The organism is Pseudomonas sp. CNPSo 3701 (genome assembly GCF_028674975.1).
In the GTDB taxonomy this organism is placed as follows: Bacteria; Pseudomonadota; Gammaproteobacteria; order Pseudomonadales; family Pseudomonadaceae; genus Aquipseudomonas; species Aquipseudomonas straminea.
This window is the reverse complement of sequence record NZ_JAQZSI010000001.1, coordinates 744,252-767,915: the sequence shown is the minus strand read 5'-3', so window position 1 is coordinate 767,915 and position 23,664 is coordinate 744,252. Positions and strand designations below refer to the sequence as shown.

The following is a 23,664-nucleotide window of genomic DNA, read 5'->3' as shown; positions in this document are numbered from 1 at the left end:
CTCGCTGCCGGCCTTCATAGCGTCCCAAGAAGAGCGAGCCCCGTATGAGCGCAGCGCCCAAACCCCTGGTTCTGGTCATTCTCGACGGCTTCGGCCACAGCGACACGCCCGAGCACAACGCCATTTTCGCCGCCAACACGCCGGTCTACGACCGCCTGCGTGCCACCCAGCCCCATGGGCTGATCTCCGGCAGCGGTATGGACGTCGGCCTGCCGGACGGGCAGATGGGCAACTCCGAGGTAGGCCACATGAACCTCGGCGCGGGCCGCGTGGTGTATCAGGACTTCACCCGGGTGACCAAGGCGATCCGTGACGGTGAGTTCTTCGAGAATCCGGCGATCACTGGTGCTGTAGACAAAGCAGTTGGCGCCGGCAAGGCCGTGCATATCCTCGGCCTGCTGTCCGACGGCGGCGTACACAGCCACCAGGATCACCTCGTGGCAATGGCCGAACTGGCCGCACGCCGCGGTGCCGACAAGATCTACCTGCACGCCTTTCTCGACGGTCGCGATACCGCGCCGAAAAGCGCCCAGAGTTCCATCGAGCTGCTCGACGCCACCTTCGCCAAGCTCGGCAAGGGCCGCATCGCCTCATTGATCGGCCGCTACTTCGCCATGGACCGCGACAACCGCTGGGACCGCGTGGCCCAGGCCTACAACCTGATCGTCGATGGCCAGAGCCAGTTCCAGGCGGACACCGCGGTGGCTGGCCTGCAAGCCGCCTATGCTCGCGACGAGAGCGACGAGTTCGTCAAAGCCACCCGCATCGGTGAGCCGGCGCCGGTCGAAGACGGCGACGCCGTAGTGTTCATGAACTTCCGCGCCGACCGCGCCCGCGAGCTGACCCGCGCCTTCGTCGAGCCAGGCTTCGATGCCTTCGAACGCGCCCGTGTACCGCAGACCGCCGGCTTCATCATGCTCACCCAGTACGCGGCGAGCATCGACACACCCAGCGCCTTCAAGCCCGAGGCCCTGACCAACGTGCTCGGCGAGTACCTGGCAAAAAACGGCAAGACCCAGCTGCGCATCGCCGAGACCGAGAAGTACGCCCACGTGACCTTCTTCTTCTCCGGTGGTCGTGAAGAGCCGTTCCCCGGTGAAGAACGCATCCTGATCCCGTCGCCGAACGTCACCACCTACGACCTGCAGCCGCAGATGAACGCCCCCGAAGTGACCGACAAGATCGTCGACGCCATCGAGAACCAGCGCTTCGATGTGATCGTGGTCAACTATGCCAACGGCGACATGGTTGGCCACACCGGCGTGTTCGAGGCGGCAGTTGCGGCGGTTGAATGCCTGGACACCTGCGTCGGTCGCATCGTCGAGGCGCTGGACAAGGTCGGTGGCGAAGCGCTGATCACCGCCGACCACGGCAACGTCGAGCAGATGCAGGACGAATGCACCGGCCAGGCACACACCGCACACACCTGTGAGCCGGTGCCGTTCATCTATGTCGGCAAGCGTGACGTGAGCATCCGCGAAGGCGGCGTGCTGGCCGACGTGGCACCCACCCTGCTGACCCTGATGGGCCTGCCAGTTCCCAAGGAAATGACCGGCACCAGTATCGTCACCCTCAACTGACGTTATCGGCCATCGGTCGACCGTGGCACGCCTTGGGTCGCAATCGCGAGCCAAGGCGTTCTTTTTAACCCGCGCCAAGGGCATACTAGGCGCGTTCCCCGCCAGGTACCGCCTGCACCATGCTCCGTGTCCTCACTTTCATCCTCATGACCAGCCTGCTGGCACCGGCTTTCGCCGATCAGAAAGCCGAAACGCAGAAGCAGCTGGAGGCGGCGCGTGCCGATGTCGCCGAACTGAAGAAACTGCTGGAACAACTGCAGCAGGAAAAATCCGGCGTGCAGAAGCAGCTCAAGACCACCGAAACCGAAATGGGCGAGCTGGAGAACCAGGTCAAGGGCCTACGCGAAGAGCTGCAGGAGAGCGAAGAAGAGCTCAAGCGCCTCGATCAGGAGAAAAAAAAACTCCAGGGCGCGCGCCTTGAACAGCAACGACTGATCGGTATCCAGGCCCGTGCGGCCTATCAGGGCGGGCGTCAGGAATACATCAAGCTGCTCCTGAACCAGCAGAACCCGGAGAAATTCTCCCGCACCCTGACCTACTACGATTACCTCGCCGAAGCGCGCATGGCCCAACTGACCGCGTTCAACGAAACGCTGCGCCAGTTGGCCAACGTCGAGAAGGACATCAGCCATCATCAGGAGCAGCTACAGGCGCAGAAAAGCGAGCTGGACAGCCGCAGCGCCAAGCTGGCAGAAGTACGCAAGGAACGTCAGCTGGCCCTGGCCAAGCTGAACAAGGATTTCAGCGCCCGCGACCAGCGCCTCAAGGCCCGCGAGCAGGAACAGGCCGAACTCGGCCGTGTGCTCAAGACCATCGAGGAAACCCTCGCCCGCCAGGCCCGTGAAGCCGAGGCCCAGCGCCAACGCGAACTGGCCGCCGCTCGCGAGAAGCCCAGCACACCATCGACCACCGGCAAACGCACCGAAAGCGGGCCGCTGGTCAGCTCCGGCGCCACTTACGGCGGCCCGTTCGCCAGCGCCAAGGGCAAGCTGCCGTGGCCGGTCAATGGCCGACTTGTTGCAAGATATGGAACCCCGCGGGGCGAAGACGCTCGGACTAAGTGGGATGGCGTGCTGATCGGCGCCGCCGCCGGCAGTCAGGTACGCGCCGTGCATGGTGGTCGGGTAGTTTTTGCAGACTGGTTGCGCGGTTCCGGGCTTCTGGTCATTCTCGACCATGGCAATGGTTACCTGACCCTGTACGGGCACAACCAAAGCCTGCTCAAGGACGCCGGAGACATCGTCAAGGCCGGGGAACCCATCGCCACCGTCGGTACCAGTGGCGGCCAGGACACCCCAGCACTGTATTTCGCGATTCGCCAGCAGGGCCGCGCCAGCGATCCGGCCCAATGGTGTCGGGCGCAAGGATAAGCGCCATCTCATTGTCGTAGGAGTTAGTTCGAATGCCGCATCTGTCCCGCCTCACCTCCCTGGCCCTGGCGATTGCCCTGCTCGGTGGCGCACCTGTGCTGCATGCCGACCAGGCTCCGATCACCCCGCCGCCGGCCGCCGACCAGAAAGCAGCCCCGCTGCCGCTGGACGAGCTGCGCACCTTCGCCGAGGTGATGGACCGCATCAAGGCCGCCTACGTCGAGCCGGTCACCGACAAGGAACTGCTGGAGAACGCCATCAAGGGCATGCTCAGCAACCTAGACCCGCATTCGGCCTACCTCGACCCGAAAGCCTTCGCCGAGTTGCAGGAAAGCACCAGCGGCGAGTTCGGCGGCCTGGGCATCGAAGTCGGCACCGAAGACGGCTTCATCAAGGTGGTGTCACCCATCGATGACACCCCGGCTTCCAAGGCCGGCATCCACCCCGGCGACCTGATCGTCAAGATCGACGGCAAGCCCACCAAGGGCCAGTCGATGATGGAAGCCGTGGAGAGGATGCGCGGCAAGGCCGGTAGCAAGATCGTCCTGACCCTGGTGCGTGAAGGCGGCAAGCCGTTCGACGTCGAGCTGACCCGCGCGGTGATCAAGGTCGCCAGCGTGCGCAGCCAAATGATCGATCCGGGCTACGGCTACATCCGCGTCACCCAGTTCCAGGTCAACACCGGTGAGGAAGTCGGCAAGGCACTGAACAAGCTGCGCAAGGAAAACGGCAAGAAGCTCAGCGGCCTGATACTCGACCTGCGCAACAACCCAGGCGGCGTGCTGCAGTCGGCCGTGGAAGTAGCCGACCACTTCCTCAAGAAGGGGCTGATCGTCTACACCAAGGGCCGCCTGCCCAACTCCGAGCTGCGCTTCTCGGCCGACCCGCTGGACGCCAGCGAAGGCGTACCGCTGGTGGTGCTGATCAATGGTGGCAGCGCCTCGGCCTCGGAGATCGTCGCTGGCGCCCTGCAGGATCACAAGCGTGGCATCGTCATGGGCACCGACAGCTTCGGTAAGGGCTCGGTGCAGACCGTGCTGCCTCTGAACAATGACCGTGCCCTGAAGCTCACCACCGCGCTGTACTTCACGCCCAATGGCCGCTCGATCCAGGCCCAGGGCATCGTCCCGGACGTGGAAGTGGCGCGCGCCAAGCTGACTCGCGAGAGCGACGACCCGAGCCTCAAGGAAGCCGATCTGCAGGGCCACTTGGGCAACGGCAACGGCGGCGCCGATCGCCAGACTCAGAGCGCCCCTGGCAAGCCGGCCCGCCCGCAGGATGACGACTACCAGCTTAGCCAGGCGCTGAACCTGCTCAAGGGCCTGAACGTCACTCGCGCCGACTGATCCTCGGCGGCAAACAGAAAGCCCCGGCGCAGGCAACTGCGCCGGGGCTTTTTATTAGCTGATTGAAATGCCCGCTCTCGGGGAGCGGGCAAACAAAAGCCCAGCTTGGTGCCGGGCTTTGTTGCCCGCATTGTTACAGGTAGTTGTTGGTCATCTCGTCGAGGAAGCCTTCGCTGCGCATCTCATCGAGGGCCTTCTGCAGGCGCTGTACCACCTCGTCCGGAGTGTCCTTGTTGAGTGCCAGATACAGCTCCGCCTCGTTGAAACGCAGCACGGTATTGAGCCCGGTGACGCCTTCCTGCTTGGCCAGGTAACGGCCGACCGGGTCGGTGGTGGCCCACAGGTCGATCTTGCCGCTGGTGAGCTTCTTGACGTTTTCCTGATCGCGCAGCGCGTTGACCGGCGCCAGGCCCTGGCTTTCCAGGTGCTGGCTCACCGCATCGTTCTTGTACGCGCCGATGGTGTACTGCCCGGCATCCTTGAGGCTTTTCACGGTCAGGTTGCTGCCAGGTGCCGCGAGCAGCACCCAGCCGGTCTTGGCCAGCGGACCGACCCACTTGAACAGCGGCTGGCGCTCGGGGGTGAAGGTGGTGGAGAACAGCCCGTAGTTGGGCTTGTCCTGGGTCAGCTTGTACAGACGATCCCAGGGGAAACGCAGGGTCAGGCTGTACTTGATGCCGGCACGTTTGAACATCTCGCGCACGATCTCGGCGTTGATGCCATCGATGCCGTCGTCACGGGCGAAGTTCTTGTCATCGACCGCCATGTTGAACGGCGGGAAATTTTCGGTCAGCAGCACCATCTTGTAGTCGGCGGGCAGTTCGGCCCTGGCCGTAAAGGCCATGAAACCCAGCCCGAGCAGTGCAATGGTCTTCAAAGTGCTCAACATCAGTCGTTCCCCGCCACATGGTTATGATTATGCTTGGCGGCCTCCTGCCGAACGTCGCACCACCACCGTCCTGGCAATGGCTGCCGTGCGCAAGGCACGCCAGTATGAACGCCGAATCATCGCCACGCCGGCGCCCCTCAGTGCCTTGGCGTGCCCATCAAACGTTCAGGGCTAAAGATAGCTGTTGAGGATACTGTCGACGATCCCCTCAGCGCGCATCTTGTCCAATTCCGACTGCAGCTTCTGTACCACCTCGTCAGGCACCTCCCTGTTCAGTGCCAGATAGAGCTGCGCGCTGTTGAAACGCAGCACGGTCTTCAAGCCGCTGACACCTTCCTGGCGCGCCAGGTAGCGGCCCGCTGGATCACCAGTGGCCCACAGGTCGATCTGCCCCGCCATCAGCTTCTTGGCGTTTTCCTGGTCGCGCAGCGAGGTCACCGGCTGCAGGCCTTCCTTCTCGAGGTGCTCGGCGATGGCATCCCCCTTGTAGGCGCCAATGCGGTACTGCTTGGCCTGCTGCAGGTTGTTGACCACCAACTTGCTGTCGCCGCGCGCCAGCAGCACCCAGTCGTCAGGGCCGATGGGGCCGACCCACTTGAACAGCGCCTCGCGCTCGGGCAGCCGCGCGGTCACGAACACACCGTAGTCGGGCTTTTCCAGTGCGAGCTTGTAGATGCGATCCCAGGGAAAACGCAGGGTCAGGCTGTACTTGATGCCGGCGCGCTTGAACATTTCGCGCACCACGTCGACGGCGATCCCGTCGATGTTGTCTTCCTGGGCGAAGTTCTTGCCGTTGATCGCCATGTTGTAGGGCGGGAAGTTTTCCGTCAGCAACACCACGTTGTAGTTCGGGTCGATTTCGGCGCGCGCCACCGACGCCATCACAAGCAGGGCTCCTGCCGCTGCCAACCACAGACGTTTGCACATGTACTGGACTACCTGTCATTCAATGCGTTGACGGGCGGCCGGAAAGGTAGCGCCCGGCGTGACCAGACGTTCAGGCAAAAATAGCAAGCTAGACGCTTTGGCTTGACCCGATGCTTGTCACACGGGTGCTAGCTTAGCGCCATTAGCGGGCACCCAAAAGGTCAATTGCACCAGATTGGGCGCACCGCTGACGAGGCGCGGCTCAGCGCACCACGATACCGCGGCTGGCCATGTAGGCTTTAGCTTCGGGCACGGTGTACTCGCCGAAGTGGAAGATACTCGCCGCCAGCACGGCGGCGGCCTTGCCTTCGATAATGCCGTCGGCCAAATGCTGCAGGTTGCCGACGCCGCCGGAAGCGATCACCGGGATGCCCACCGCTTCGCTGATGGCACGGGTCACGCCCAGGTCGTAGCCGCTCTTCACGCCGTCCTGATCCATGCTGGTGAGCAGGATCTCGCCGGCGCCCAGGCCTTCCATCTTCATCGCCCACTGCACGGCATCGAGGCCTGTCGGCTTGCGGCCGCCGTGGGTGAAGATTTCCCAGCGCGGCGCTTCGCCCGGGCCGGACACCCTCTTGGCGTCGATGGCGACGACGATGCACTGCGAGCCGAAGCGCGAGGCGGCTTCGCCGACGAACTCGGGGGTGAACACCGCTGCGGTGTTGATCGACACCTTGTCGGCACCGGCGTTGAGCAGGTTGCGGATATCCGCCACGCTGCGCACCCCACCGCCCACGGTTAGCGGGATGAACACCTGGCTGGCCATGCGCTCGACGGTGTGCAGCGTGGTATCGCGGCCATCGACGCTGGCGGTGATATCCAGAAAGGTGATCTCGTCGGCACCCTGCTCGTCGTAACGACGGGCGATCTCCACCGGATCGCCGGCATCGCGAATGTTCTCGAACTTGACGCCCTTGACCACGCGGCCGTTGTCCACGTCGAGGCAGGGGATGATGCGTTTAGCCAATGCCATACGGAGCTCCCGTAGGGTGGGTGCAACCCACCGATATAGATTGCGTCAGTTACGGCGGGTGTTACCCGCCCTACGGTTCAAACCTTGAAGTTGTCGCAGAACGCCTGCGCCTCAGCCACGCCCAGGGTGCCTTCGTAGATCGCACGGCCGGTGATGGCGCCGACGATGCCCGGCGAACGGGCCAGCAGCAGCTTCTCGATATCGCCCAGGTTGTGGATGCCGCCCGACGCGATCACCGGGATGCGGCTGGCGGCAGCCAGGGCGGCGGTGGCTTCGACGTTGCAGCCCTGCATCATGCCGTCCTTGGCGATGTCGGTGTAGACGATCGCCGAGACGCCATCGGCCTCGAAACGCCTGGCCAGATCGGTGGCCTGCACGCTGCTGACTTCTGCCCAGCCGTCGGTGGCGACGAAGCCGTCCTTGGCATCCAGGCCGACGATGACCTTGCCCGGGAAGGCCTTGCAGGCGTCGGTGACGAACTGCGGATCCTTCACGGCCTTGGTGCCGATGATCACGTAGCTGACGCCGGCCTTGACGTAGTGCTCGATGGTTTCCAGCGAGCGGATACCGCCGCCGATCTGAATCGGCAAGTTCGGGTAGCGCCTGGCGATGGCGGTAACCACTTCACCATTGACCGGCTGCCCCTCGAAGGCGCCGTTGAGGTCGACCAGGTGCAGGCGACGGCAGCCGCCCTCGACCCACTTGGCGGCCATGCTCACCGGGTCATCGGAGAACACCGTGGAATCTTCCATGCGGCCCTGGCGCAGGCGTACGCAGGCGCCGTCCTTGAGGTCGATAGCGGGGATAATCAGCATCTGCAGCACCTTGTCTAGTTCAGCCGGCCTGGGCCGGGATCAATCTTTCTCGAGCGCCCACAGGTCGACTTCGAAGCTCTCGAAGCGCTCGCGCAGCAAGCTGTGCGCATCGGTGATCGCTCGGTTGTAGTAATGCGGGGCGATGTCGCGCCCGAACAGCTCGAGCAGCTCCAGCACCTCGAAGGAGCCCAGCTCCAGCTCGAAACGGTCGCTCAGAAAGCGCTGCAGCTTGTGCACCGCATCGCTTTCCTGCTCGGGCGTGAGCGTCAGGATCGGGCTCTTGAGCCGCGCCATCTACCAGCGGCCATCCCAGGCGGCGAAGTTCTGCAGCAACTGCAGGCCATGGGTGTGGCTCTTCTCCGGGTGGAACTGCACGGCGAAGCGCGAACCGTCGGCCAGAGCCGCGGCGAAATCCTTGCCGTAGTGGCCACGGCCAACCACTTGCTGCGCCTTGGCCGCTTCGACATAGAAACTGTGCACGAAGTAGAAGCGCGCCTGCTCGGGTATGTTGTGCCACAGCGGATGCTTGACCGCCTGGCTCACCTCGTTCCAGCCCATGTGAGGGACTTTCAGCGGCTCACCGTCCTCGACCATGTCCTTGCCGAAGAAGCGTACCTGGCCGGGAAACAGGCCGATGCAGTCGACGCCGTCGTTCTCTTCACTGCGGTCGAGCAGCGCCTGCATGCCGACGCAGATGCCGAGAAAAGGACGGTCCTGGCTGACTTCGCGAACCAGTTCGTCGAAGCCCAGGCGGCGGATCTCGGCCATGCAGTCGCGGATCGCGCCAACGCCGGGAAACACCACACGGTCGGCCTCGCGGATCACCTGAGCATCGCTGGTCACCAGCACACGGCCGGCGCCCACATGTTCCAGCGCCTTGGACACCGAGTGCAGGTTGCCCATGCCGTAATCGATGACGGCTACCGTCTGCATCAGAGTACGCCCTTGGTCGATGGCATCTGCCCGGCCATGCGCGGGTCGAGCTCGACCGCCATGCGCAGAGCGCGGCCGAAGGCCTTGAATACGGTCTCGATCTGGTGGTGGGTGTTCACGCCACGCAGGTTGTCGATGTGCAGGCTGACCTGAGCATGGTTGACGAAGCCCTGGAAGAACTCCTGGAACAGGTCGACATCGAAGCCTCCGACCACCGCGCGGGTGAACGGCACGTGCATCTGCAGGCCCGGACGACCGGAGAAGTCGATCACCACGCGCGACAGCGCTTCATCCAGCGGCACGTAGGAGTGGCCGTAACGGGTCATGCCCTTCTTGTCGCCGACGGCCTTGGCGAAGGCCTGGCCAAGGGTGATGCCGACGTCTTCGACGGTGTGGTGATCGTCGATATGCAGGTCGCCCTTGCAGAAGATGTCCAGGTCGATCAGGCCATGACGGGCGATCTGGTCGAGCATGTGCTCGAAGAACGGCACGCCGGTATCGAAGGTGGCCTTGCCTGTGCCATCCAGATTGATCGAGACCTTGATCTGGGTCTCCAGGGTATTGCGCTCGACGGATGCCGTACGTTCGGCCATCACCTGCTCCACAAAATCGTTGGGCGAAAGGGCGAACATTATAGGCTGATAAGCGGCAAAGCTATAAAGCCGTCCGGCAAAAATGCCGCAAGGCGCGGCAGTCGGAATTCAGGGCTTATTAAAAGCCTCGCACAAAAAATCCCGCGGACGCACAAGGCGTCGGCGGGATTTTCACGATATCGCGAGCTAGAGCCCTGCTAGGCAAAACCAGGCGAGGAAGCGGAGTGTACTTTTGTACATGAGCATTCCGAGCCTGGTTTTAACGCCGCAGGGCCGACGCGCAGCAGATCGTGATTAGTGGAACAGGACTACGGTCTTCTGCAGGGTAATCCAAACACCCCAAGCCAGCGGGATACCCACGGCCAACCAGGCAGCGATCACCAGCGGCTTGCTCGACGGATCGGCGGCCCACTCCAGCTCGGCAGCGGACGGCTTGGATTTCTCGCCATGGGCGCGCTCGGCGGCCAGCTCTGCGTCGGTCATGAAATACTTCGGATCCACAGGGCGGACCAGCAGGTTGCAGATGAAGCCCAGCACCAGCAGACCAGCGAGGATGTACAGGGTGATGTCATAAGCGGCAGCGCGCTCGACGCCGATGCTCAGTTGATACTCACGCAGATAGTTCACCAGTACCGGACCCAGCACGCCAGCGAAGGCCCAGGCAGTCAGCAGACGACCGTGGATCGCACCGACCATCTGTGTACCGAACAGGTCAGCCAGGTAAGCCGGAACGGTCGCGAAGCCACCACCGTACATGGACAGGATCAGGCAGAAGGCGAACACGAACAGCGCGATGCTGCCCAGGTGACCGGTCCACGGAACCAGCGCGTACAGGGTGAAGCCCAGCGCGAAGAACACGAAGTAGGTCGCCTTGCGGCCGATCAGGTCGGAGAACGATGCCCAGAAGAAACGGCCACCGATGTTGAACAGACTGAGCAGGCCGGTAAAGCCGGCCGCGATAGCAGCGATCTGCCCAAGCTGCGCAGCGCTCAGTTCACTGAACGGCACGTTCAGGCCGATCAGTTTGCCGCCGAAGACTTCCTGCAGCATGGGCGAAGCCATGCCGATGATGCCGATACCAGCCGAGACGTTCAGGCACAGTACGGCCCAGACCAGCCAGAATTGCGGAGTTTTCCACGCGGTGTTCACGTGGACATGGCCCTTGGTGATCATCGCGTTGTTGGCCTTGGCAGCCGGAGCGACCCAGCCAGCAGGCTTCCAGCCGGTTGGCGGAACGCGGTAGGCCAGTGCGCCGCCGACCATGAAGATGAAGTAGATCACCGCCATGACCACGAAGCTCTGCCATACACCTACGCCAGTTTCATTGGCGAAGTGGCCCATCAGCGCCGCGGCCAGAGGTGCACCGACCATCGCGCCGCCACCGAAGCCCATGATGGCCATACCGGTAGCCATACCGCGCTTGTCCGGGAACCACTTGATCAGCGTCGATACCGGGGAGATGTAGCCCAGACCCAGACCGATACCACCGATCACGCCGGAACCGACCCACATCAGCCAGATCTGGTGGGTATAGATACCCAGCGCGGAGATCAGCAGACCGCCACACCAGCACACGGCCGAAACCAGACCTGCTTTACGCGGACCGGCATGCTCCAGCCAGCCGCCCCATACAGCAGCTGCGCAACCCAGGAACACGAAGAACAGGGTATAGATCCAGCCCAGCATGGAGATCTGCCAATCGCAGTTGCTGGCGAAGATCTGCTCGAAGAAACCAATTTCCGGCGCACACGCGACTGGCGCGGTGATACCAATGGCCTTGGACAACGGCAGCCAGAATACGGAGAACCCGTAGGCCATGCCGATACACAGGTGGATGGCGAGGGCAGCTGGCGGAACCAGCCAGCGGTTGAAACCGGGCTTAGCGATGATGCGTTCCTTGGACAGGAAAGCAGGCGTCGCCGAAGCACCGTTTTGCACGGTGGCGTCAGTCATGTTTTCTTCTCTGATTAGGTTGGCAAACAGGTAATTACTGGCGAAACATCGATAGAAGCATCGCCAAACAACAAGTAAGTATGGGGAGAGTCCATTCGTTCTAGCTGGTCGCTAGCTCCCCGTGGCATTGTGTCACATCGCCATGGTCGCATTGCAACCACCCAAACGATAGTTTTGCGGGTCTACAGCACCTTTTTAGGCATTGATTCTGGCTCTAATCGACAGCCGGTAGAAAACCGGCGCCAAAATACACGCCCTCCAATGTCCGGGCTAGGCGCGACAGTAGCGAGCCCGGATGACAGTTCGACTGCCAAAAGCAGGCACACCAAATCAATACCTGCGCCACAGCATAGCCAACCCTCGATTACGCACCGAAATTATTGCCCTGCACCGCGCATGAATACCCGTGCCTACAGTGCAAGCGGCAATTCTGCAGATTCAATGCCGCAAATCTTGGCTAGTAGTGGTCTACCAGCTCAGGTAATACGCCTCGCGTCGGCCAGTGCCTGCCAGCAGAGCTCACGCATACACGACTGCCTTTAACCGCGGGGACGCCTCGGGCGTTATACTCGCGGATTCCAATTTCTCGTCACTGCATAGGACTCGTCCATGAAAGCGCTCGGCAAAATCCTGGGTCTGTTCTTCCTCGGACTACTGCTGATCATCGTGGCGTTGGGCTTTGCCCTGACTCACCTGTTCGACCCCAACGACTACAAGGATGAAATCCGCCAACTGGCGCGGGACAAGGCCAACCTCGAGCTGACCCTCAACGGCGACATTGGCTGGAGCCTGTTCCCCTGGCTGGGCCTTGAGCTGACCGACGCCACCCTGGCCAGCGCCAGCACGCCGGACAAGCCGTTCGCCAATCTGCGCCTGCTCGGCCTGTCGGTGCGCGTGCTGCCGCTGCTGCGCAAGGAAGTGCAGATGAGCGACATCCGTGTAGACGGCCTGAATCTCGACCTGCAGCGTGACGAGAACGGCCACGGCAACTGGGAAGACGTCGGCCACCCGCCGGCCAAGCCAGGTGATGCGCCGGCCGAACAAACCGCAAGCAACGACGCGCCGCAATCAACAGACAAGCCGACGCAGGAAAGCAGCGGCCAGCCGATCAAGCTGGACATCGACAGCCTGATCGTCAACGGTGCCCGGGTGGACTACCGCGACGCCCAGAAGGGCCAGCAATTCAGCGCCGAGAGCATCCAGCTGACCACCGGCGCGATCCGCGAAGGTGCCGGTGTGCCGATCAAGCTCAGCGCATTCTTCGGCAGTAACCAGCCGGTGATGCGTGCGCGTACCGAACTGCAGGGCGAGCTGCGCTTCGACCGCGCCCTCAAACGCTACCAGCTCGAAGATGCGCGTCTGTCCGGCGAGGCGTCTGGCGAGCCATTCAATGGCCAGACCCTCACCTATGCAGCCCAGGGCCAGTTGCTGGTCGACCTGGCAGCACAAGTCGCCGAATGGAATGGCCTCAAATTGTCCGCCAACCAGCTGCGCGCCCTGGGTGAAGTGAAGGTGCGTGACCTGCAGAGCGAGCCGAAGCTGTCCGGCGGCCTGTCGGTAGCGCCGGTCAACCTGCGCGAGTTTCTCGCCAGCCTCGGTCAGAAATTGCCGCCGATGAACGACGAGAAAACCCTGTCGCAATTCGAGCTGGTCACCCAGCTGAACGGCACTGCCAACAGCCTGTCGCTGGACGAGCTGACCCTCAAGCTCGACGACAGCACCTTTACCGGCAAGCTCGCCGTGGCCGACTTCGCCAAGCAGGCGCTGCGCGTGCAGCTCAAGGGCGACAAGCTCGACCTCGACCGCTACCTGCCACCCGCTAGCAAGGACAAGAAGGACGCCGACTCGGCGCGCAAGGCCGAAGTGCGTGAAACCGTCGCCAACGCTGGCCAGGCCGGCACCACGCCAGTGCCCAACGCACCGACCCAGCAGGCCTGGAGCTCCAGCGAAGTGCTGCCGATCCCGGCCCTGCGCAAACTCGATATGCAGGCCAACCTGACCCTCGACCAGCTGACCCTACAGAAGCAGACACTCAGCGCCGTCAGCCTCAAGGCCCGCGGCCAAGGTGGCGCGCTGAGCCTGGAAGAGCTGCGCGGCAAACTTGGCAACGGCAGCTTCGCCATCAAGGCCGACGCCGACGTGCGCCCTGCCGTGCCGGTGCTCAGCCTGCATACCCAACTGAGCGGCATGCCGGTCGAGCCATTCCTCAAGGACGAACAGCGCCCCTCGCCACTCAAGGGCCTGCTCGACCTGAACAGCGACCTGACCACCAGCGGCAACAGCCAGAAAGCCTGGATCGACGCCCTCAACGGCACCGCCAGCTTCATGCTCAAAGACGGCGTGCTGGTCGACGCCAACCTGGAGCAGCAACTGTGCCGCGGCATCTCCACCCTCAACCGCAAACAGTTGAGCGGCGAGCCGCGCAGCAAGGACACGCCCTTCGAGCGCCTGCAAGGCAGCCTGAGTATCCGCAACGGCGTGGCCAGCAACCCCGACCTGCAGGCCCGTATCCCCGGCCTGAGCGTGGCCGGCAACGGTGATGTCGACCTGCGCGTACTGGGCATGGATTACCGCGTCGGCATCACCATCGAAGGCGATCAGCGCGAAATGCCGGACCCGGCCTGCGAGGTCAACCAGCGCTACGTCGGCATCGCCTGGCCGCTGCACTGCCGGGGCCCACTGGAGCTCGGCGCCAAGGCCTGCCGCCTGGATCAGGAAGGCATGGGCAAGGTCGCAGCCAAGCTGGCCGGCGATCGCATCAACGAAAAGCTCGAAGAGAAGCTCGGCGACAAGGTCAGCCCGGAACTGAAAGACGCACTCAAGGGCCTGTTCAAGCGATGACCCCCGAGCAATTCTCCAGCGCCGTGCTGCGCTGGTACGACGCGCACGGCCGCAAGGACCTGCCCTGGCAGCAGAACATCACGCCATACCGCGTGTGGGTCTCGGAGATCATGCTGCAGCAGACCCAGGTCAGCACCGTGCTCGGCTACTTCGACCGCTTCATGAGCGCGCTGCCCACCGTGCGCGATCTGGCCGAAGCGCCGGAAGACGAAGTGCTGCACCTGTGGACCGGCCTGGGTTATTACACCCGCGCCCGCAACCTGCAGAAGACCGCGCAGATCATCATGGCCGAGCACGGCGGCGAATTCCCGCGCAGCGTCGAAGCCCTCACCGAACTGCCCGGCATCGGCCGCTCGACGGCAGGCGCCATTGCCAGCCTGAGCATGGACCTGCGCGCGCCGATTCTCGACGGCAACGTCAAACGCGTGCTGGCCCGTTTCGTCGCCCAGGAAGGCTATCCGGGCGAGCCCAAGGTAGCCAAGCAGCTATGGGCCGTGGCCGAGCGCTTCCTGCCCGAGGAACGCGTCAATCATTACACCCAGGCGATGATGGACCTGGGCGCCACGCTCTGCACACGCAGCAAGCCCACCTGCCTGCTCTGCCCGGTACAAAGCGGCTGCGAAGCGCATCTGCTCGGCCTGGAGATCCGCTACCCGGTGGCCAAGCCGCGCAAGGAACTGCCGCAGAAACGCACCCTGATGCCCATGCTGGTCAGCCGTGACGGCGCCGTGCTGCTCTACCGGCGGCCGTCTACCGGCCTCTGGGGCGGCCTGTGGAGCCTGCCGGAACTCGATGACCTCGACGCCCTGAACAGCCTCGCCGACCAGCACCAACTACGCCTCGGCGAACGCCGCCAGCTTGACCAAATCACCCATACCTTCAGCCACTTCCAACTGGCCATCGCCCCCTGGCTGATCGAGGTCGACGGCGTGCCCGGCTACGTGGCCGAGGCCGACTGGCTCTGGTATAACCTCGCCACCCCGCCGCGCCTGGGCCTCGCCGCCCCGGTCAAAAAGCTGCTCAAACGCGCGGCCGACGCACTGCATACAGGAGAAATGGCATGACCCGCACCGTGATGTGCCGCAAGCACAAACAGGAACTCCCCGGCCTGGATCGCGCGCCCTACCCTGGCGCCAAAGGCGAAGACATCTTCCAGAACGTCTCCAAGCAAGCCTGGGACGAATGGCAGAAGCACCAGACCTTGCTGATCAACGAGCGTCGCCTGAACATGATGAACGCCGAAGACCGCAAATTCCTGCAGGCCGAGATGGACAAGTTCCTCTCCGGCGAGGATTACGCCCAGGCCGAAGGCTACGTGCCGCCCAGCGAATAAGCGGCCTGAGACGTAAGCGCCCGGAATATTTAAATATTTTCCAAAAAAGGTTTGACACCCCAAGGCTAAAACCGTTTAATACGCGCCGTTGCCCAGGTAGCTCAGTCGGTAGAGCAGGGGATTGAAAATCCCCGTGTCGGCGGTTCGATTCCGTCCCTGGGCACCACCTTCTACTCAGGTGGTGCATGTACCACCCGAGAATTAAAGAACCGGCCTAGTGCCGGTTTTTTAGTGCCTGAAATTTATTCCCTTCCCTGGCGCTTCAAGGCTGGAGCCGCGCGCATGAGCATTCGCCTGATCGGATTGTTGGTGCTCCTGCTGATACTGCCAATACTCGGCAATGCCGCCAATACGCCCTGCTCGGGTAGCAAGGGCGGCATCGCGCGTTGTGATGGCCCGCTGTTTCTTTGTAACGACGGATCGATCAGCGGCAGCAAGCGCGATTGCAGCGCCGAGCACCGAGGCTCTGCCACGACACTGCGAGCCACTGGCAACGTCGCCAGCGACTGTCCTTGTGGCAGCGGGACGCTATGTACCGGCCCGCGAGGCGGGCAATACTGCATGACCCGCAGCGGCACCAAGAGCTACAGGCGCAAGTAGTCGATACACCTCCGCCTGGCGGATACGCTGAACGCCCGCCCTCGCCACGCGCTCCACATGACATTGCCCGCCCCCACTACAGCGGGCCTTATGCAGCGGGAGCCAGCCATGCAAGTCAATATCGCCCTGAAGGCCGCTAACGACCCCAAACAGCCGCCGGTCGAGCCGAATGAGATACCAATCAACGATCCGGGTAACGAGGATCCGGGCTCTATCGTCGATGATCCGGATAGCCCGTTCAGCCCGCAGCGGCCTATCGAGGAGCCAGGGAAGCCTGCGCCGGAGAAGCACTGAATGAGTCTTAGCCCGGGTTGAGCGGAGCGATACCCGGGTTCGTATTCAGTTCGTTGGGATGCTTGATGAGTTACGGCGCTTGAAGGTGTGCGCCGGCCGTCAGATCAGGTTAGCGTCTTCAGCCGCCTACGTGCTGCACGAGCCAATTCGCAGGCATGGACTAGGCGTCCCCGCCCGTTCCCACAGAATCTGAGCGATGCCAATAGCTGTTTCGGGTCATGGTCGCGTAACTTGCGTTGAGCACAAGAGTAGCTGCAGGCCGCATCCCATAGGCGAAGGTGAGGCCGATTGGCGGGTTACGGCGCGGGAAGATGTGCGCCGGACGCCACAGAGGGTAGCGCCTTCCCCCCCCTACAGCCTATCCGTCCAGCCTGTGACCACCGTGGGAGCGGGCCATGCCCGCGAAATTCTTGGGTATGAACCAGACGTCCCGGCACGCCCCTCATCAGGTAGAAGCGGCCGGGTGTATCCCTCGCCTCAATCAAGCAGATGGGCAATCTGCGTGCTTAGGGTTTCCAGGGTAAAGGGCTTGCTCAGCAGTGGTGCCGAGTCGAGCAGGGCACTGCCGGTCTCGCGCACTTCGGCGGGGTGGCCGCTGATGAAGATCACCTTGATGTCCGGGCGCAGCAGCAATGCCGGCTCGGCGATGCGCACGCCGGAGACGCCGCCGGGCAGTCGGAAGTCAGTGATCAACAGGTCCAGGTGCGGCTTGGTGGCCAGGATGGCGAAGGCATCGGCGGCGCAGTCGGCCTGCAGCACGTAATAGCCCTCGCCCTCCAGATATTCGACCAGCAGCATGAGCAGCAGCGGATCGTCCTCGACGATCAGTACGCATCGTTTCACATCGTTCATTGCCCTGCTCCGCTCCTACCAATTTCTGCACCTTCGCTTCGACCCTGGCGCCGTGGTGAGTTCAACCTATCCGCCTATCTGCACGCGGGTGCCACGCGGCAGCCAGACGCTGAACAACGAGCCCTGCCCCAGGCTGCTCTGCACCTCGATATGCCCACCATGAGCCTTGACGATCTGGTCGGAGATAAAGAGACCAAGCCCCAACCCTGCTACCGACTCGCTGCCCACCGCGCGCTCGAACTGCTGGAAGATGCGATGCTGGTTTTCCAGGGAAATCCCGATGCCATGGTCGCGCACCTCGACGCGCACACCGCCTTCATCGGAGCGGGCGCGCACTTCGATGGGGCGCCCGGCGCCGTAGCGCAAGGCGTTACTAAGCAGGTTGCTGATCACCTGTTCGATGCGGAATTGGTCCCAGCTGCCGTGCAGCACTTCATCGATGTCCAGCTGCAGGTCGCAACCGGCTACGGTCATCTGCTGGGCGAAGTTCTCGGCGACGTTGCGCACGGTCTGCGCCAGGTCGAACTCCACCGGGCGAATGGACAGCTTGCCGGTGCGGATGCGCGACACGTCGAGCATATCCTCGATCAGGCGGATCAGACTGTGGATCTGCCGTTCGTCGCGGTCGAACATGGCGCCGAGCTTGTCTTCGCTGAATGCGGTGAGGTTGCCCTTGGCCAGGTGCATCTTGCGCAACTGGGTGTCGAGGATCAGCCCGTTGAGCGGCGTACGCAGCTCGTGGGAGACGATGGACATGAAGTCGTCACGCATGCGCACCGCATGCTGCAGCTCGCCCTGGGTCGAACGCAGCTCGGCGAGTAGCGCGTCCTGCTCCTGGCGGGCGCGCTCCAGCGCTTCCACCTGCTGAGCCATGACCTTGCGCTGGCGATACAGGTCGACGAACACCGCCACCTTGCTCTGCACCGCCTGGATATCCAGCGGTTTGTAGAGAAAGTCCACGGCGCCGCTCTCGTAGCCCTTGAACGCGTAGTTCATCTCACGCCCGGCGGCGCTGACGAAGACGATGGGGATGTGCTTGGTCTTCTCCGTGCCGCGCATCAGTTCGGCCAGTTCGAAGCCGTTCATGCCCGGCATCTGCACGTCGAGAATGGCCAGGGCGAACTCGTGCTCGAGTAGCAGCACCAGGGCATCGTCGGCGCATTGCGCCTTGTACACCTCACGATCATCGCGGCGGATCAATGCCTCCAGCGCCAGCAGGTTCTCCGGCAGGTCATCGACGATCAACAGTTTGCATCCGGTGCTACTCAACATGGGCGTGAGTCCAGTTCGGTTAGCAATGCGAGAATGCCCCGCAAAGGAAGAATGTAGTCGGGTTGGTGCAGCGCCAGGGCCGCTTCGGGCATGGTCGCAACCTGCGCCTCCTGCGGGTCCTGCACCACGGTCACTCCGCCCCGCTGTTTTATTGTGTACAACCCGGCGGCGCCGTCCTGGTTGGCGCCCGTGAGCAAGATGCCCAATAGCTGGCTGCCGTAAACATCGGCAGCCGAATCGAACAGGTAATCGATCGAGGGCCGGGAAAAATGCACCGGCTCCTCACGACTATAGGAAAAGCTGCCATCGGCCTCGATGCACAGGTGATAACCGGGGGCGGCGAAGTACAGCGTGCCCGGCTGCAGCACTTCCTTGTCTTGCGCCTCTTTTACCCGCAGCGCGAGGCGGCGGGCGAACAGATCCGGCAGCAGGCTTTCACGCCCGTCCGGCAGGTGCAGCACCACCACCACCGGTAAACCGTAGTCGCCCGGCAGCCCGACGAACAGGTTGAGCAGCGCTTCCACGCCACCGGCCGAGGCGCCGACCACCACCGCAGAGAGTTTGCGAAGGGGCGCTTTCATAGTTTACGGAACACCCGTTCCTGGCGATTCAGCGCCTCGAAACGCCCGGCGTAGGCTGAGAAGTCCAGGCTTTCCTTGCTGCCCAGGCCAAGGAAAGCGCGATGCCCGAGTGACTCGTGAAACAGGCCAAAGGCGCGGTCCTGCAGGGTCTTGTTGAAGTAGATCAGCACGTTGCGGCAGGAGATGAACTGGGTTTCCGAGAACACGCTGTCGGTGGCCAGGCTGTGGTCGGCGAAGGTCACGTTGGCGCACAAAAAGCGCTCGAACAGCGCACCTTCGTAGGCCGCCGTGTAGTAGTCGGCCAACGAACCCTTACCGCCGGCGCGCTGATAGTTCTCGCTATACAGCCGCATGTTGTCGATGGGGAAGATGCCACGCTTGGCCTTCTCCAGCGAGCGCGGGTTGATGTCGGTAGCGTAGATGATCGAGCGCTCCAGCAGCCCCTCCTCGTGCAGCAGGATGGCCAGGGAGTAGACCTCCTCACCCGTACTGCAGCCGGCCACCCACAACTTTAGCGACGGGTAGGTGCGCAGAAACGGCACCACCTCCTGGCGCAGCGCCAGGAAGTAGCTCGGATCGCGGAACATCTCGCTGACCGGGATGGTGAGGAACTGCAGCAGCTGCATGAACGCCGCCGAGTCATGGATGATCCGCGCCTGCAGCTCGGAGATGCTCGCGCACTCGAACTGGCGCATGGCGTGCACGATCCGGCGCTTGAGCGAAGAGCCGGAGTAGTCGCGAAAATCGTAGCTGTACTGCAGGTAGATCGCCTCGATCAGCAGCCGCAGCTCGATATCCTGGGTACGGTCGGACATGTCAGATGCGTTCCAGCTTCGGCAGCCATACGCGGACCAGCGAGAACAGCCGATCCAGGTCAATGGGTTTGGCCAAGTAGTCGTTGGCACCGGCCTTCATGCAGAGGTCCTGATCATCCTTCATGGCTTTGGCAGTCACCGCGATGATCGGCAGCTTGCGCCAGCGCGGGTTCTCACGGATGCGCCGGGTGGCTTCGTAGCCGTCCATCTCCGGCATCATCACATCCATCAGCACCAGGTCGATGTCGCCCACCGCTTCCAGTTTCTCGATGGCCTCGCGGCCGTTGCGCGCCACCTCGACCTGGGCCCCCTTGTGCTCCAGGGCACTGGTGAGGGCGAAGATGTTGCGCACATCGTCATCGACCAGCAGCAGACGCCGACCTTCGAACACACGGTCGCGGCTGCGCGCGGTCTTGAGCATGTGCTGGCGCTCGCTGGACAGCTCCGACTCGACCATATGCAGGAACAGGGTCACTTCGTCGAGCAGGCGCTCAGGCGAGCGCGCGCCCTTGATGATGATCGAGCGCGAGTACTTGAGCAGCTCTGCCTCTTCGGCACGGGTCAGATTGCGACCGGTATAGACGATCACCGGCGGGAAGGAACGAATCTCCTCGCTGCCCATGCGCGCCAGCAGCTCGTCGCCCTGCATGTCTGGCAGTTTCAGGTCGATGATCATGCAGTCGAAGATGTGGTGACGCAGCTGCTCCAGCGCCTGCTCACCGAACTCGACGGCGACGATCTCGATGTCGTCGTCGCCGATCAGGCGGGCGATGCTGTCGCGCTGCAGCTTGTCGTCCTCGACCACCAGCACGCGGCGCATCTTCTGAGTCAGGCGCGCTTCGAGCTTGCCGAACACGCCCTTGAGCTGGTCGCGCGTGGCAGGCTTGAGTGCATAGCCGACGGCGCCCATATGCAGGGCGGCCTCGGCCATGTCCTCGACGGAAATCACGTGCACCGGAATGTGCCGGGTACCAGGGTTTTCCTTCAGACGCTGCAGCACCGACAGCCCGGAGCCGTCCGGCAGACGCATGTCCAGCAGGATGGCGTCGGGGTGATGCGAGGTGGCCAGCTCCAGGCCGTCCTCGGCGCTGTGGGCGACCAGGCAGCGGTAATCCAGCTCGTGGGCCAGGTCATAGAGGATATGGGCGAACTGCGGCTCGTCCTCGATGACCAGCACGCAGCGCCCGCCCAGTACCGACATGCCGCGGTCATCCGGGAAAGTAGGCACGTTGCGCGCTACCTCGCTCTGGGCCGGCACAGCCACGGCATGCGCAACGCTGGGCACCACCGGAGCCGACTCGCCGGCTGGCAGCAAGAGGTCCTCTTCGCCCGGCGAGAAAGTCAGCGGCAGCACCAGAGTGAACACGCTACCTTCGCCCGGCGTACTGGAGACGCTGATCGAGCCGCCGAGCAGCGTGGCCAGGTCGCGGGAAATCGAGAGGCCCAACCCGGTGCCGCCGAAGCGCCGGTTGGTGGTGCCATCGGCCTGGCGGAAGGCCTCGAAGATGTACTCCTGCTGTTCCTTGGCGATGCCGATACCGCTGTCGCGTACGGCGAACGAAACGCCCTCCTCGACCCGGCTGACGCTCAGGCTGACCTGACCCTGTTCAGTGAACTTGAAGGCGTTGGACAAGAGGTTCTTGAGGATCTGCTCGACACGCAGGCGGTCGGTGTACAGCGAGCGCGGCAGGTCGTCGGCAATGTCGACGTTGAAGGCCAATTGTTTCTCGCCGGCCACCGGCTGGAAGGTGGTTTCAAGGCTCTGGGCCAGGCGCACGACATTGGTGTTTTCCGGGCGCAGATCAAGCTTGCCGGCCTCGACCTTGGAGATGTCGAGGATATCGTTGATCAGGTTGAGCAGGTCGTTGCCGGCCGAATAGATCGAGTCGGCAAACTTCACCTGCTCCGCATCCAGGTTGCCCTTGGGGTTGTCGGCCAGGAGCTTGGCAAGAATCAGCGAGCTGTTGAGCGGCGTGCGCAGCTCATGGGACATGTTGGCCAGGAATTCGGACTTGTAGCGGCTGGCACGCTGCAGCTCCTCGGCACGTTCCTCAAGCTGCTGCTGGGCTTCGCGCAGGGCCGTGTTGCGATCATCCAGAGCGTCGCGCTGCATCGATAGCTGCTCGTTGCTCTGCTCCAGTTCCGCCTGCTGGGTTTCAAGATGCGCCTGGGACTCCTTGAGCGCCCGGGATTGCTCCTCAAGCTCCTCGTTGGCGGTTTTCAGCTCCTCCTGCTGCACCTGCAGCTCTTCGTTGAGCTGCTGTGTCTCGGCGAGTATTTCCTGCAGACGATGGCGGTAACGGGCCGCCTCCATCGACGCGCCGATGCTCGGTGCGATCTGTTCCAGAAACTCGCTGTCACGCTCGCTCAAGGGGCGCAGGAAGCCCAGCTCGACCACGCCGTTGATATCGCCATCGTTGCTGACCGGCAGCAGTGCGACTACCAAAGGCTTGCCCTCGCCCAGGCCGGAGCTGACTTTCAGGTAGTCGCCCGGCAGGTTGTCGAGAACCAGCAAGCGGCGGTCATGGGCCACGCGGCCAACCATGCCTTCAGCGCTGTAGAACGACTGCTCGGCATTCTCATGCTCGCGGGAAAAGCCATAAGTCGCAACGCGGCGCAGGTTGCCATGCTCCTCGCGCACGTACAGCGCGCCCACTGCGGCATCCAGATGGCTGGCTAGGAACTCCAGGGTGTTGCGACCCAGCACCGGTAGTGCCTGCTGGCCGATCAGCCGCTCGGCCATCTGGTTCTGGCCGTTGCGCAGCCAGGCCTGGGCCTGCATACGCTCGTTGTGCTCTTCCTGTTTCTTGAGGATGGCGCCGTAGGTGCCCGTCAGACGCAGCAGCTCACGGCGGCCAAAAATCGCCAGGCCGCCGCTGAAAATAAGAGTGAACAGCAGGAACAGGGCGATGGTGGTGATCGCGGTGTTGCTGGCGGCGTTGTTACGTTCCTCGCGCAGACGCTGTTCCATGGCGATGAAGGCGCCGTATTCATCACGGATGGCATCGGTCAGTTGCTTGCCGCGGCCGTCGCGCACCGGGTCAAGAAAGTTGCCACCGTCGCGCTTGGCGGCGATCGCTCCTTGGGCGAAGGCGGTCCATTCGTCCTGCAGGGCGGCGATACTGCGCAAGCGCTCGACCTGCAGCGGGTTGTCGGCCACCAGCTCGTTAAGGGTCTGCATCTCGGCGCGGATACGCGGCTTGGCGACCTCGTAAGGCTGCAGGAAGCGCACGTCGCCAGACAGCAGATAGCCGCGAAAGCCAGTCTCCTGGTCGATAGACAACTTCAGGGATTCGCTGGCGTTGTTGAGCACTCGGTCGGTGTGCTGCACCCAGCCCAGTACGCTGAGCAGGTAACCAATCAGGGTTACGAAGAACACTGCGCTGATCACGCCCACGCCAAGCGGCAGGGCGACGTTGCGCCGCAGAATTCGCTTGAAGCTGTTCTCATCAATCGTACTGTTGGGCATCGCAGGTCCCTGACTGGCCGTGTTGGGCTGTTATAGGAAGAGGTATGGAACAAACGGCGGATGGTAATGCGCCATCATCGGTTAATCCAATGCCGGCGCTTGGTCGTCCGCGCGGTTGGATCATGGCAAGGTGCCAAGGGTTCGAGTTATTTCTTCAACATGTTGCAAAACCGCCTTTGGTCACCCGCGGCAACCATCGAATGCGCGATTTTCAGCCGGGCGGCATGC

General features: G+C 63.0%; 21 protein-coding genes and 1 tRNA gene. 9 read left to right on the top strand and 13 right to left on the bottom strand.

The annotated features are described in order from the left end of the window. The first annotated feature begins 44 nt into the window (after positions 1 to 44). The 3 genes from gpmI (at position 45) to PVA39_RS03480 (ending at position 4,296) form a co-directional block, all read left to right on the top strand. The gene (gpmI, locus tag PVA39_RS03490; RefSeq protein WP_274122850.1) at positions 45 to 1,580 is read left to right on the top strand and encodes a 2,3-bisphosphoglycerate-independent phosphoglycerate mutase; all 1,536 of its coding nucleotides are present in this window, start codon (positions 45 to 47) and stop codon (positions 1,578 to 1,580) included. A 119-nt stretch (positions 1,581 to 1,699) separates the two neighbouring features. After that, positions 1,700 to 2,950 carry a murein hydrolase activator EnvC family protein gene (locus tag PVA39_RS03485; RefSeq protein WP_274122849.1) on the top strand — a complete coding sequence of 417 codons (1,251 nt, stop codon included), beginning with the start codon at positions 1,700 to 1,702 and terminating at the stop codon, positions 2,948 to 2,950. Positions 2,951 to 2,982: 32 nt separating this feature from the next. After that, positions 2,983 to 4,296: a S41 family peptidase gene (locus PVA39_RS03480; RefSeq protein ID WP_274122848.1), complete on the top strand. Its 1,314-nt coding sequence runs from the start codon at positions 2,983 to 2,985 to the stop codon at positions 4,294 to 4,296. 133 nt (positions 4,297 to 4,429) lie between these two features. Here PVA39_RS03480 and PVA39_RS03475 read toward each other — a convergent pair whose 3' ends face one another. From PVA39_RS03475 to PVA39_RS03440, 8 genes are all read right to left on the bottom strand, one after another. After that, positions 4,430 to 5,185: a substrate-binding periplasmic protein gene (locus PVA39_RS03475; protein ID WP_027903746.1), complete on the bottom strand. Its 756-nt coding sequence runs from the start codon at positions 5,183 to 5,185 to the stop codon at positions 4,430 to 4,432. A gap of 171 nt (positions 5,186 to 5,356) precedes the next feature. After that, a complete protein-coding gene (locus PVA39_RS03470) occupies positions 5,357 to 6,112 on the bottom strand; it encodes a substrate-binding periplasmic protein (protein WP_274122846.1) in 756 nt (251 codons plus the stop codon). Between the two features lie 202 nt (positions 6,113 to 6,314). Then, a complete protein-coding gene (hisF, locus tag PVA39_RS03465; protein ID WP_093500070.1) occupies positions 6,315 to 7,085 on the bottom strand; it encodes an imidazole glycerol phosphate synthase subunit HisF in 771 nt (256 codons plus the stop codon). Between the two features lie 77 nt (positions 7,086 to 7,162). Next, positions 7,163 to 7,900, bottom strand: coding sequence for a 1-(5-phosphoribosyl)-5-[(5-phosphoribosylamino)methylideneamino]imidazole-4-carboxamide isomerase (gene hisA, locus PVA39_RS03460; RefSeq protein ID WP_274122844.1), 738 nt, complete (start codon positions 7,898 to 7,900; stop codon positions 7,163 to 7,165). A gap of 39 nt (positions 7,901 to 7,939) precedes the next feature. Continuing rightward, the gene (locus tag PVA39_RS03455) at positions 7,940 to 8,194 is read right to left on the bottom strand and encodes a DUF2164 domain-containing protein (RefSeq protein ID WP_274122842.1); all 255 of its coding nucleotides are present in this window, start codon (positions 8,192 to 8,194) and stop codon (positions 7,940 to 7,942) included. Further along, positions 8,195 to 8,833, bottom strand: a complete 639-nt coding sequence (gene hisH, locus PVA39_RS03450; RefSeq protein WP_147175650.1) for an imidazole glycerol phosphate synthase subunit HisH — start codon at positions 8,831 to 8,833, stop codon at positions 8,195 to 8,197. Beyond that, a complete protein-coding gene (hisB, locus tag PVA39_RS03445) occupies positions 8,833 to 9,426 on the bottom strand; it encodes an imidazoleglycerol-phosphate dehydratase HisB (RefSeq protein ID WP_013793001.1) in 594 nt (197 codons plus the stop codon). Before hisB ends, hisH begins: the two co-directional genes overlap by 1 nt. Positions 9,427 to 9,720: 294 nt before the next feature. Further along, complete coding sequence (locus PVA39_RS03440; protein WP_093500078.1) at positions 9,721 to 11,379, bottom strand: OFA family MFS transporter; 1,659 nt, start codon at positions 11,377 to 11,379, stop codon at positions 9,721 to 9,723. A gap of 609 nt (positions 11,380 to 11,988) precedes the next feature. Here PVA39_RS03440 and PVA39_RS03435 point away from each other — a divergent pair. The 6 genes from PVA39_RS03435 (at position 11,989) to PVA39_RS03410 (ending at position 16,447) form a co-directional block, all read left to right on the top strand. Beyond that, complete coding sequence (locus tag PVA39_RS03435) at positions 11,989 to 14,220, top strand: AsmA family protein (protein WP_274122841.1); 2,232 nt, start codon at positions 11,989 to 11,991, stop codon at positions 14,218 to 14,220. Further along, on the top strand, positions 14,217 to 15,284 hold the full coding sequence (gene mutY / locus PVA39_RS03430) for an A/G-specific adenine glycosylase (protein ID WP_274122840.1): 1,068 nt from the start codon (positions 14,217 to 14,219) through the stop codon (positions 15,282 to 15,284). Before PVA39_RS03435 ends, mutY begins: the two co-directional genes overlap by 4 nt. Further along, positions 15,281 to 15,553, top strand: coding sequence for an oxidative damage protection protein (locus PVA39_RS03425; RefSeq protein WP_073262556.1), 273 nt, complete (start codon positions 15,281 to 15,283; stop codon positions 15,551 to 15,553). Before mutY ends, PVA39_RS03425 begins: the two co-directional genes overlap by 4 nt. A gap of 90 nt (positions 15,554 to 15,643) precedes the next feature. Continuing rightward, positions 15,644 to 15,719: transfer RNA gene (locus tag PVA39_RS03420), tRNA-Phe, on the top strand. A 116-nt stretch (positions 15,720 to 15,835) separates the two neighbouring features. Beyond that, positions 15,836 to 16,153 carry a hypothetical protein gene (locus tag PVA39_RS03415; protein WP_274122839.1) on the top strand — a complete coding sequence of 106 codons (318 nt, stop codon included), beginning with the start codon at positions 15,836 to 15,838 and terminating at the stop codon, positions 16,151 to 16,153. Positions 16,154 to 16,261: 108 nt separating this feature from the next. After that, entirely contained in the window at positions 16,262 to 16,447 is a 186-nt protein-coding gene (locus PVA39_RS03410) for a hypothetical protein (RefSeq protein WP_274122838.1), read from the top strand. 477 nt (positions 16,448 to 16,924) lie between these two features. On the opposite strand, the gene PVA39_RS03405 is transcribed toward PVA39_RS03410, so the two are convergent. The 5 genes from PVA39_RS03405 to PVA39_RS03385 all read right to left on the bottom strand — a co-directional run bounded on the left by PVA39_RS03405 (position 16,925) and on the right by PVA39_RS03385 (position 23,436). Continuing rightward, positions 16,925 to 17,299 (bottom strand): response regulator, encoded by a 375-nt coding sequence (locus PVA39_RS03405; protein WP_274122837.1) that lies wholly within the window; start codon positions 17,297 to 17,299, stop codon positions 16,925 to 16,927. 66 nt (positions 17,300 to 17,365) lie between these two features. Next, positions 17,366 to 18,571: a hybrid sensor histidine kinase/response regulator gene (locus PVA39_RS03400; RefSeq protein WP_274122836.1), complete on the bottom strand. Its 1,206-nt coding sequence runs from the start codon at positions 18,569 to 18,571 to the stop codon at positions 17,366 to 17,368. Beyond that, positions 18,565 to 19,152: a chemotaxis protein CheB gene (locus tag PVA39_RS03395; RefSeq protein WP_093500090.1), complete on the bottom strand. Its 588-nt coding sequence runs from the start codon at positions 19,150 to 19,152 to the stop codon at positions 18,565 to 18,567. The genes PVA39_RS03400 and PVA39_RS03395 overlap by 7 nt, the downstream gene beginning before the upstream one ends. Then, the gene (locus PVA39_RS03390) at positions 19,149 to 19,967 is read right to left on the bottom strand and encodes a CheR family methyltransferase (RefSeq protein WP_093500092.1); all 819 of its coding nucleotides are present in this window, start codon (positions 19,965 to 19,967) and stop codon (positions 19,149 to 19,151) included. The genes PVA39_RS03395 and PVA39_RS03390 overlap by 4 nt, the downstream gene beginning before the upstream one ends. Before the next feature lies 1 nt (position 19,968). Next, positions 19,969 to 23,436, bottom strand: coding sequence for a response regulator (locus PVA39_RS03385; RefSeq protein ID WP_274122835.1), 3,468 nt, complete (start codon positions 23,434 to 23,436; stop codon positions 19,969 to 19,971). Positions 23,437 to 23,664: the final 228 nt, after the last annotated feature.

Excerpts from the sequence above, each read along its gene's own strand:
- gpmI (WP_274122850.1), top strand. The coding sequence starts at position 45 with ATGAGCGCAGCGCCCAAACCCCTGGTTCTGGTCATTCTCGACGGCTTC.
- PVA39_RS03440 (WP_093500078.1), bottom strand. The coding sequence starts at position 11,379 with ATGACTGACGCCACCGTGCAAAACGGTGCTTCGGCGACGCCTGCTTTC.
- PVA39_RS03410 (WP_274122838.1), top strand. The coding sequence starts at position 16,262 with ATGCAAGTCAATATCGCCCTGAAGGCCGCTAACGACCCCAAACAGCCG.
- mutY (WP_274122840.1), top strand. The coding sequence starts at position 14,217 with ATGACCCCCGAGCAATTCTCCAGCGCCGTGCTGCGCTGGTACGACGCG.
- PVA39_RS03470 (WP_274122846.1), bottom strand. The coding sequence starts at position 6,112 with ATGTGCAAACGTCTGTGGTTGGCAGCGGCAGGAGCCCTGCTTGTGATG.
- PVA39_RS03435 (WP_274122841.1), top strand. The coding sequence starts at position 11,989 with ATGAAAGCGCTCGGCAAAATCCTGGGTCTGTTCTTCCTCGGACTACTG.
- PVA39_RS03395 (WP_093500090.1), bottom strand. The coding sequence starts at position 19,152 with ATGAAAGCGCCCCTTCGCAAACTCTCTGCGGTGGTGGTCGGCGCCTCG.
- PVA39_RS03390 (WP_093500092.1), bottom strand. The coding sequence starts at position 19,967 with ATGTCCGACCGTACCCAGGATATCGAGCTGCGGCTGCTGATCGAGGCG.
- PVA39_RS03475 (WP_027903746.1), bottom strand. The coding sequence starts at position 5,185 with ATGTTGAGCACTTTGAAGACCATTGCACTGCTCGGGCTGGGTTTCATG.
- PVA39_RS03385 (WP_274122835.1), bottom strand. The coding sequence starts at position 23,436 with ATGCCCAACAGTACGATTGATGAGAACAGCTTCAAGCGAATTCTGCGG.
- hisF (WP_093500070.1), bottom strand. The coding sequence starts at position 7,085 with ATGGCATTGGCTAAACGCATCATCCCCTGCCTCGACGTGGACAACGGC.
- PVA39_RS03425 (WP_073262556.1), top strand. The coding sequence starts at position 15,281 with ATGACCCGCACCGTGATGTGCCGCAAGCACAAACAGGAACTCCCCGGC.
- hisH (WP_147175650.1), bottom strand. The coding sequence starts at position 8,833 with ATGCAGACGGTAGCCGTCATCGATTACGGCATGGGCAACCTGCACTCG.
- PVA39_RS03455 (WP_274122842.1), bottom strand. The coding sequence starts at position 8,194 with ATGGCGCGGCTCAAGAGCCCGATCCTGACGCTCACGCCCGAGCAGGAA.
- PVA39_RS03400 (WP_274122836.1), bottom strand. The coding sequence starts at position 18,571 with ATGTTGAGTAGCACCGGATGCAAACTGTTGATCGTCGATGACCTGCCG.
- hisB (WP_013793001.1), bottom strand. The coding sequence starts at position 9,426 with ATGGCCGAACGTACGGCATCCGTCGAGCGCAATACCCTGGAGACCCAG.
- PVA39_RS03480 (WP_274122848.1), top strand. The coding sequence starts at position 2,983 with ATGCCGCATCTGTCCCGCCTCACCTCCCTGGCCCTGGCGATTGCCCTG.
- PVA39_RS03405 (WP_274122837.1), bottom strand. The coding sequence starts at position 17,299 with ATGAACGATGTGAAACGATGCGTACTGATCGTCGAGGACGATCCGCTG.
- hisA (WP_274122844.1), bottom strand. The coding sequence starts at position 7,900 with ATGCTGATTATCCCCGCTATCGACCTCAAGGACGGCGCCTGCGTACGC.
- PVA39_RS03415 (WP_274122839.1), top strand. The coding sequence starts at position 15,836 with ATGAGCATTCGCCTGATCGGATTGTTGGTGCTCCTGCTGATACTGCCA.
- PVA39_RS03485 (WP_274122849.1), top strand. The coding sequence starts at position 1,700 with ATGCTCCGTGTCCTCACTTTCATCCTCATGACCAGCCTGCTGGCACCG.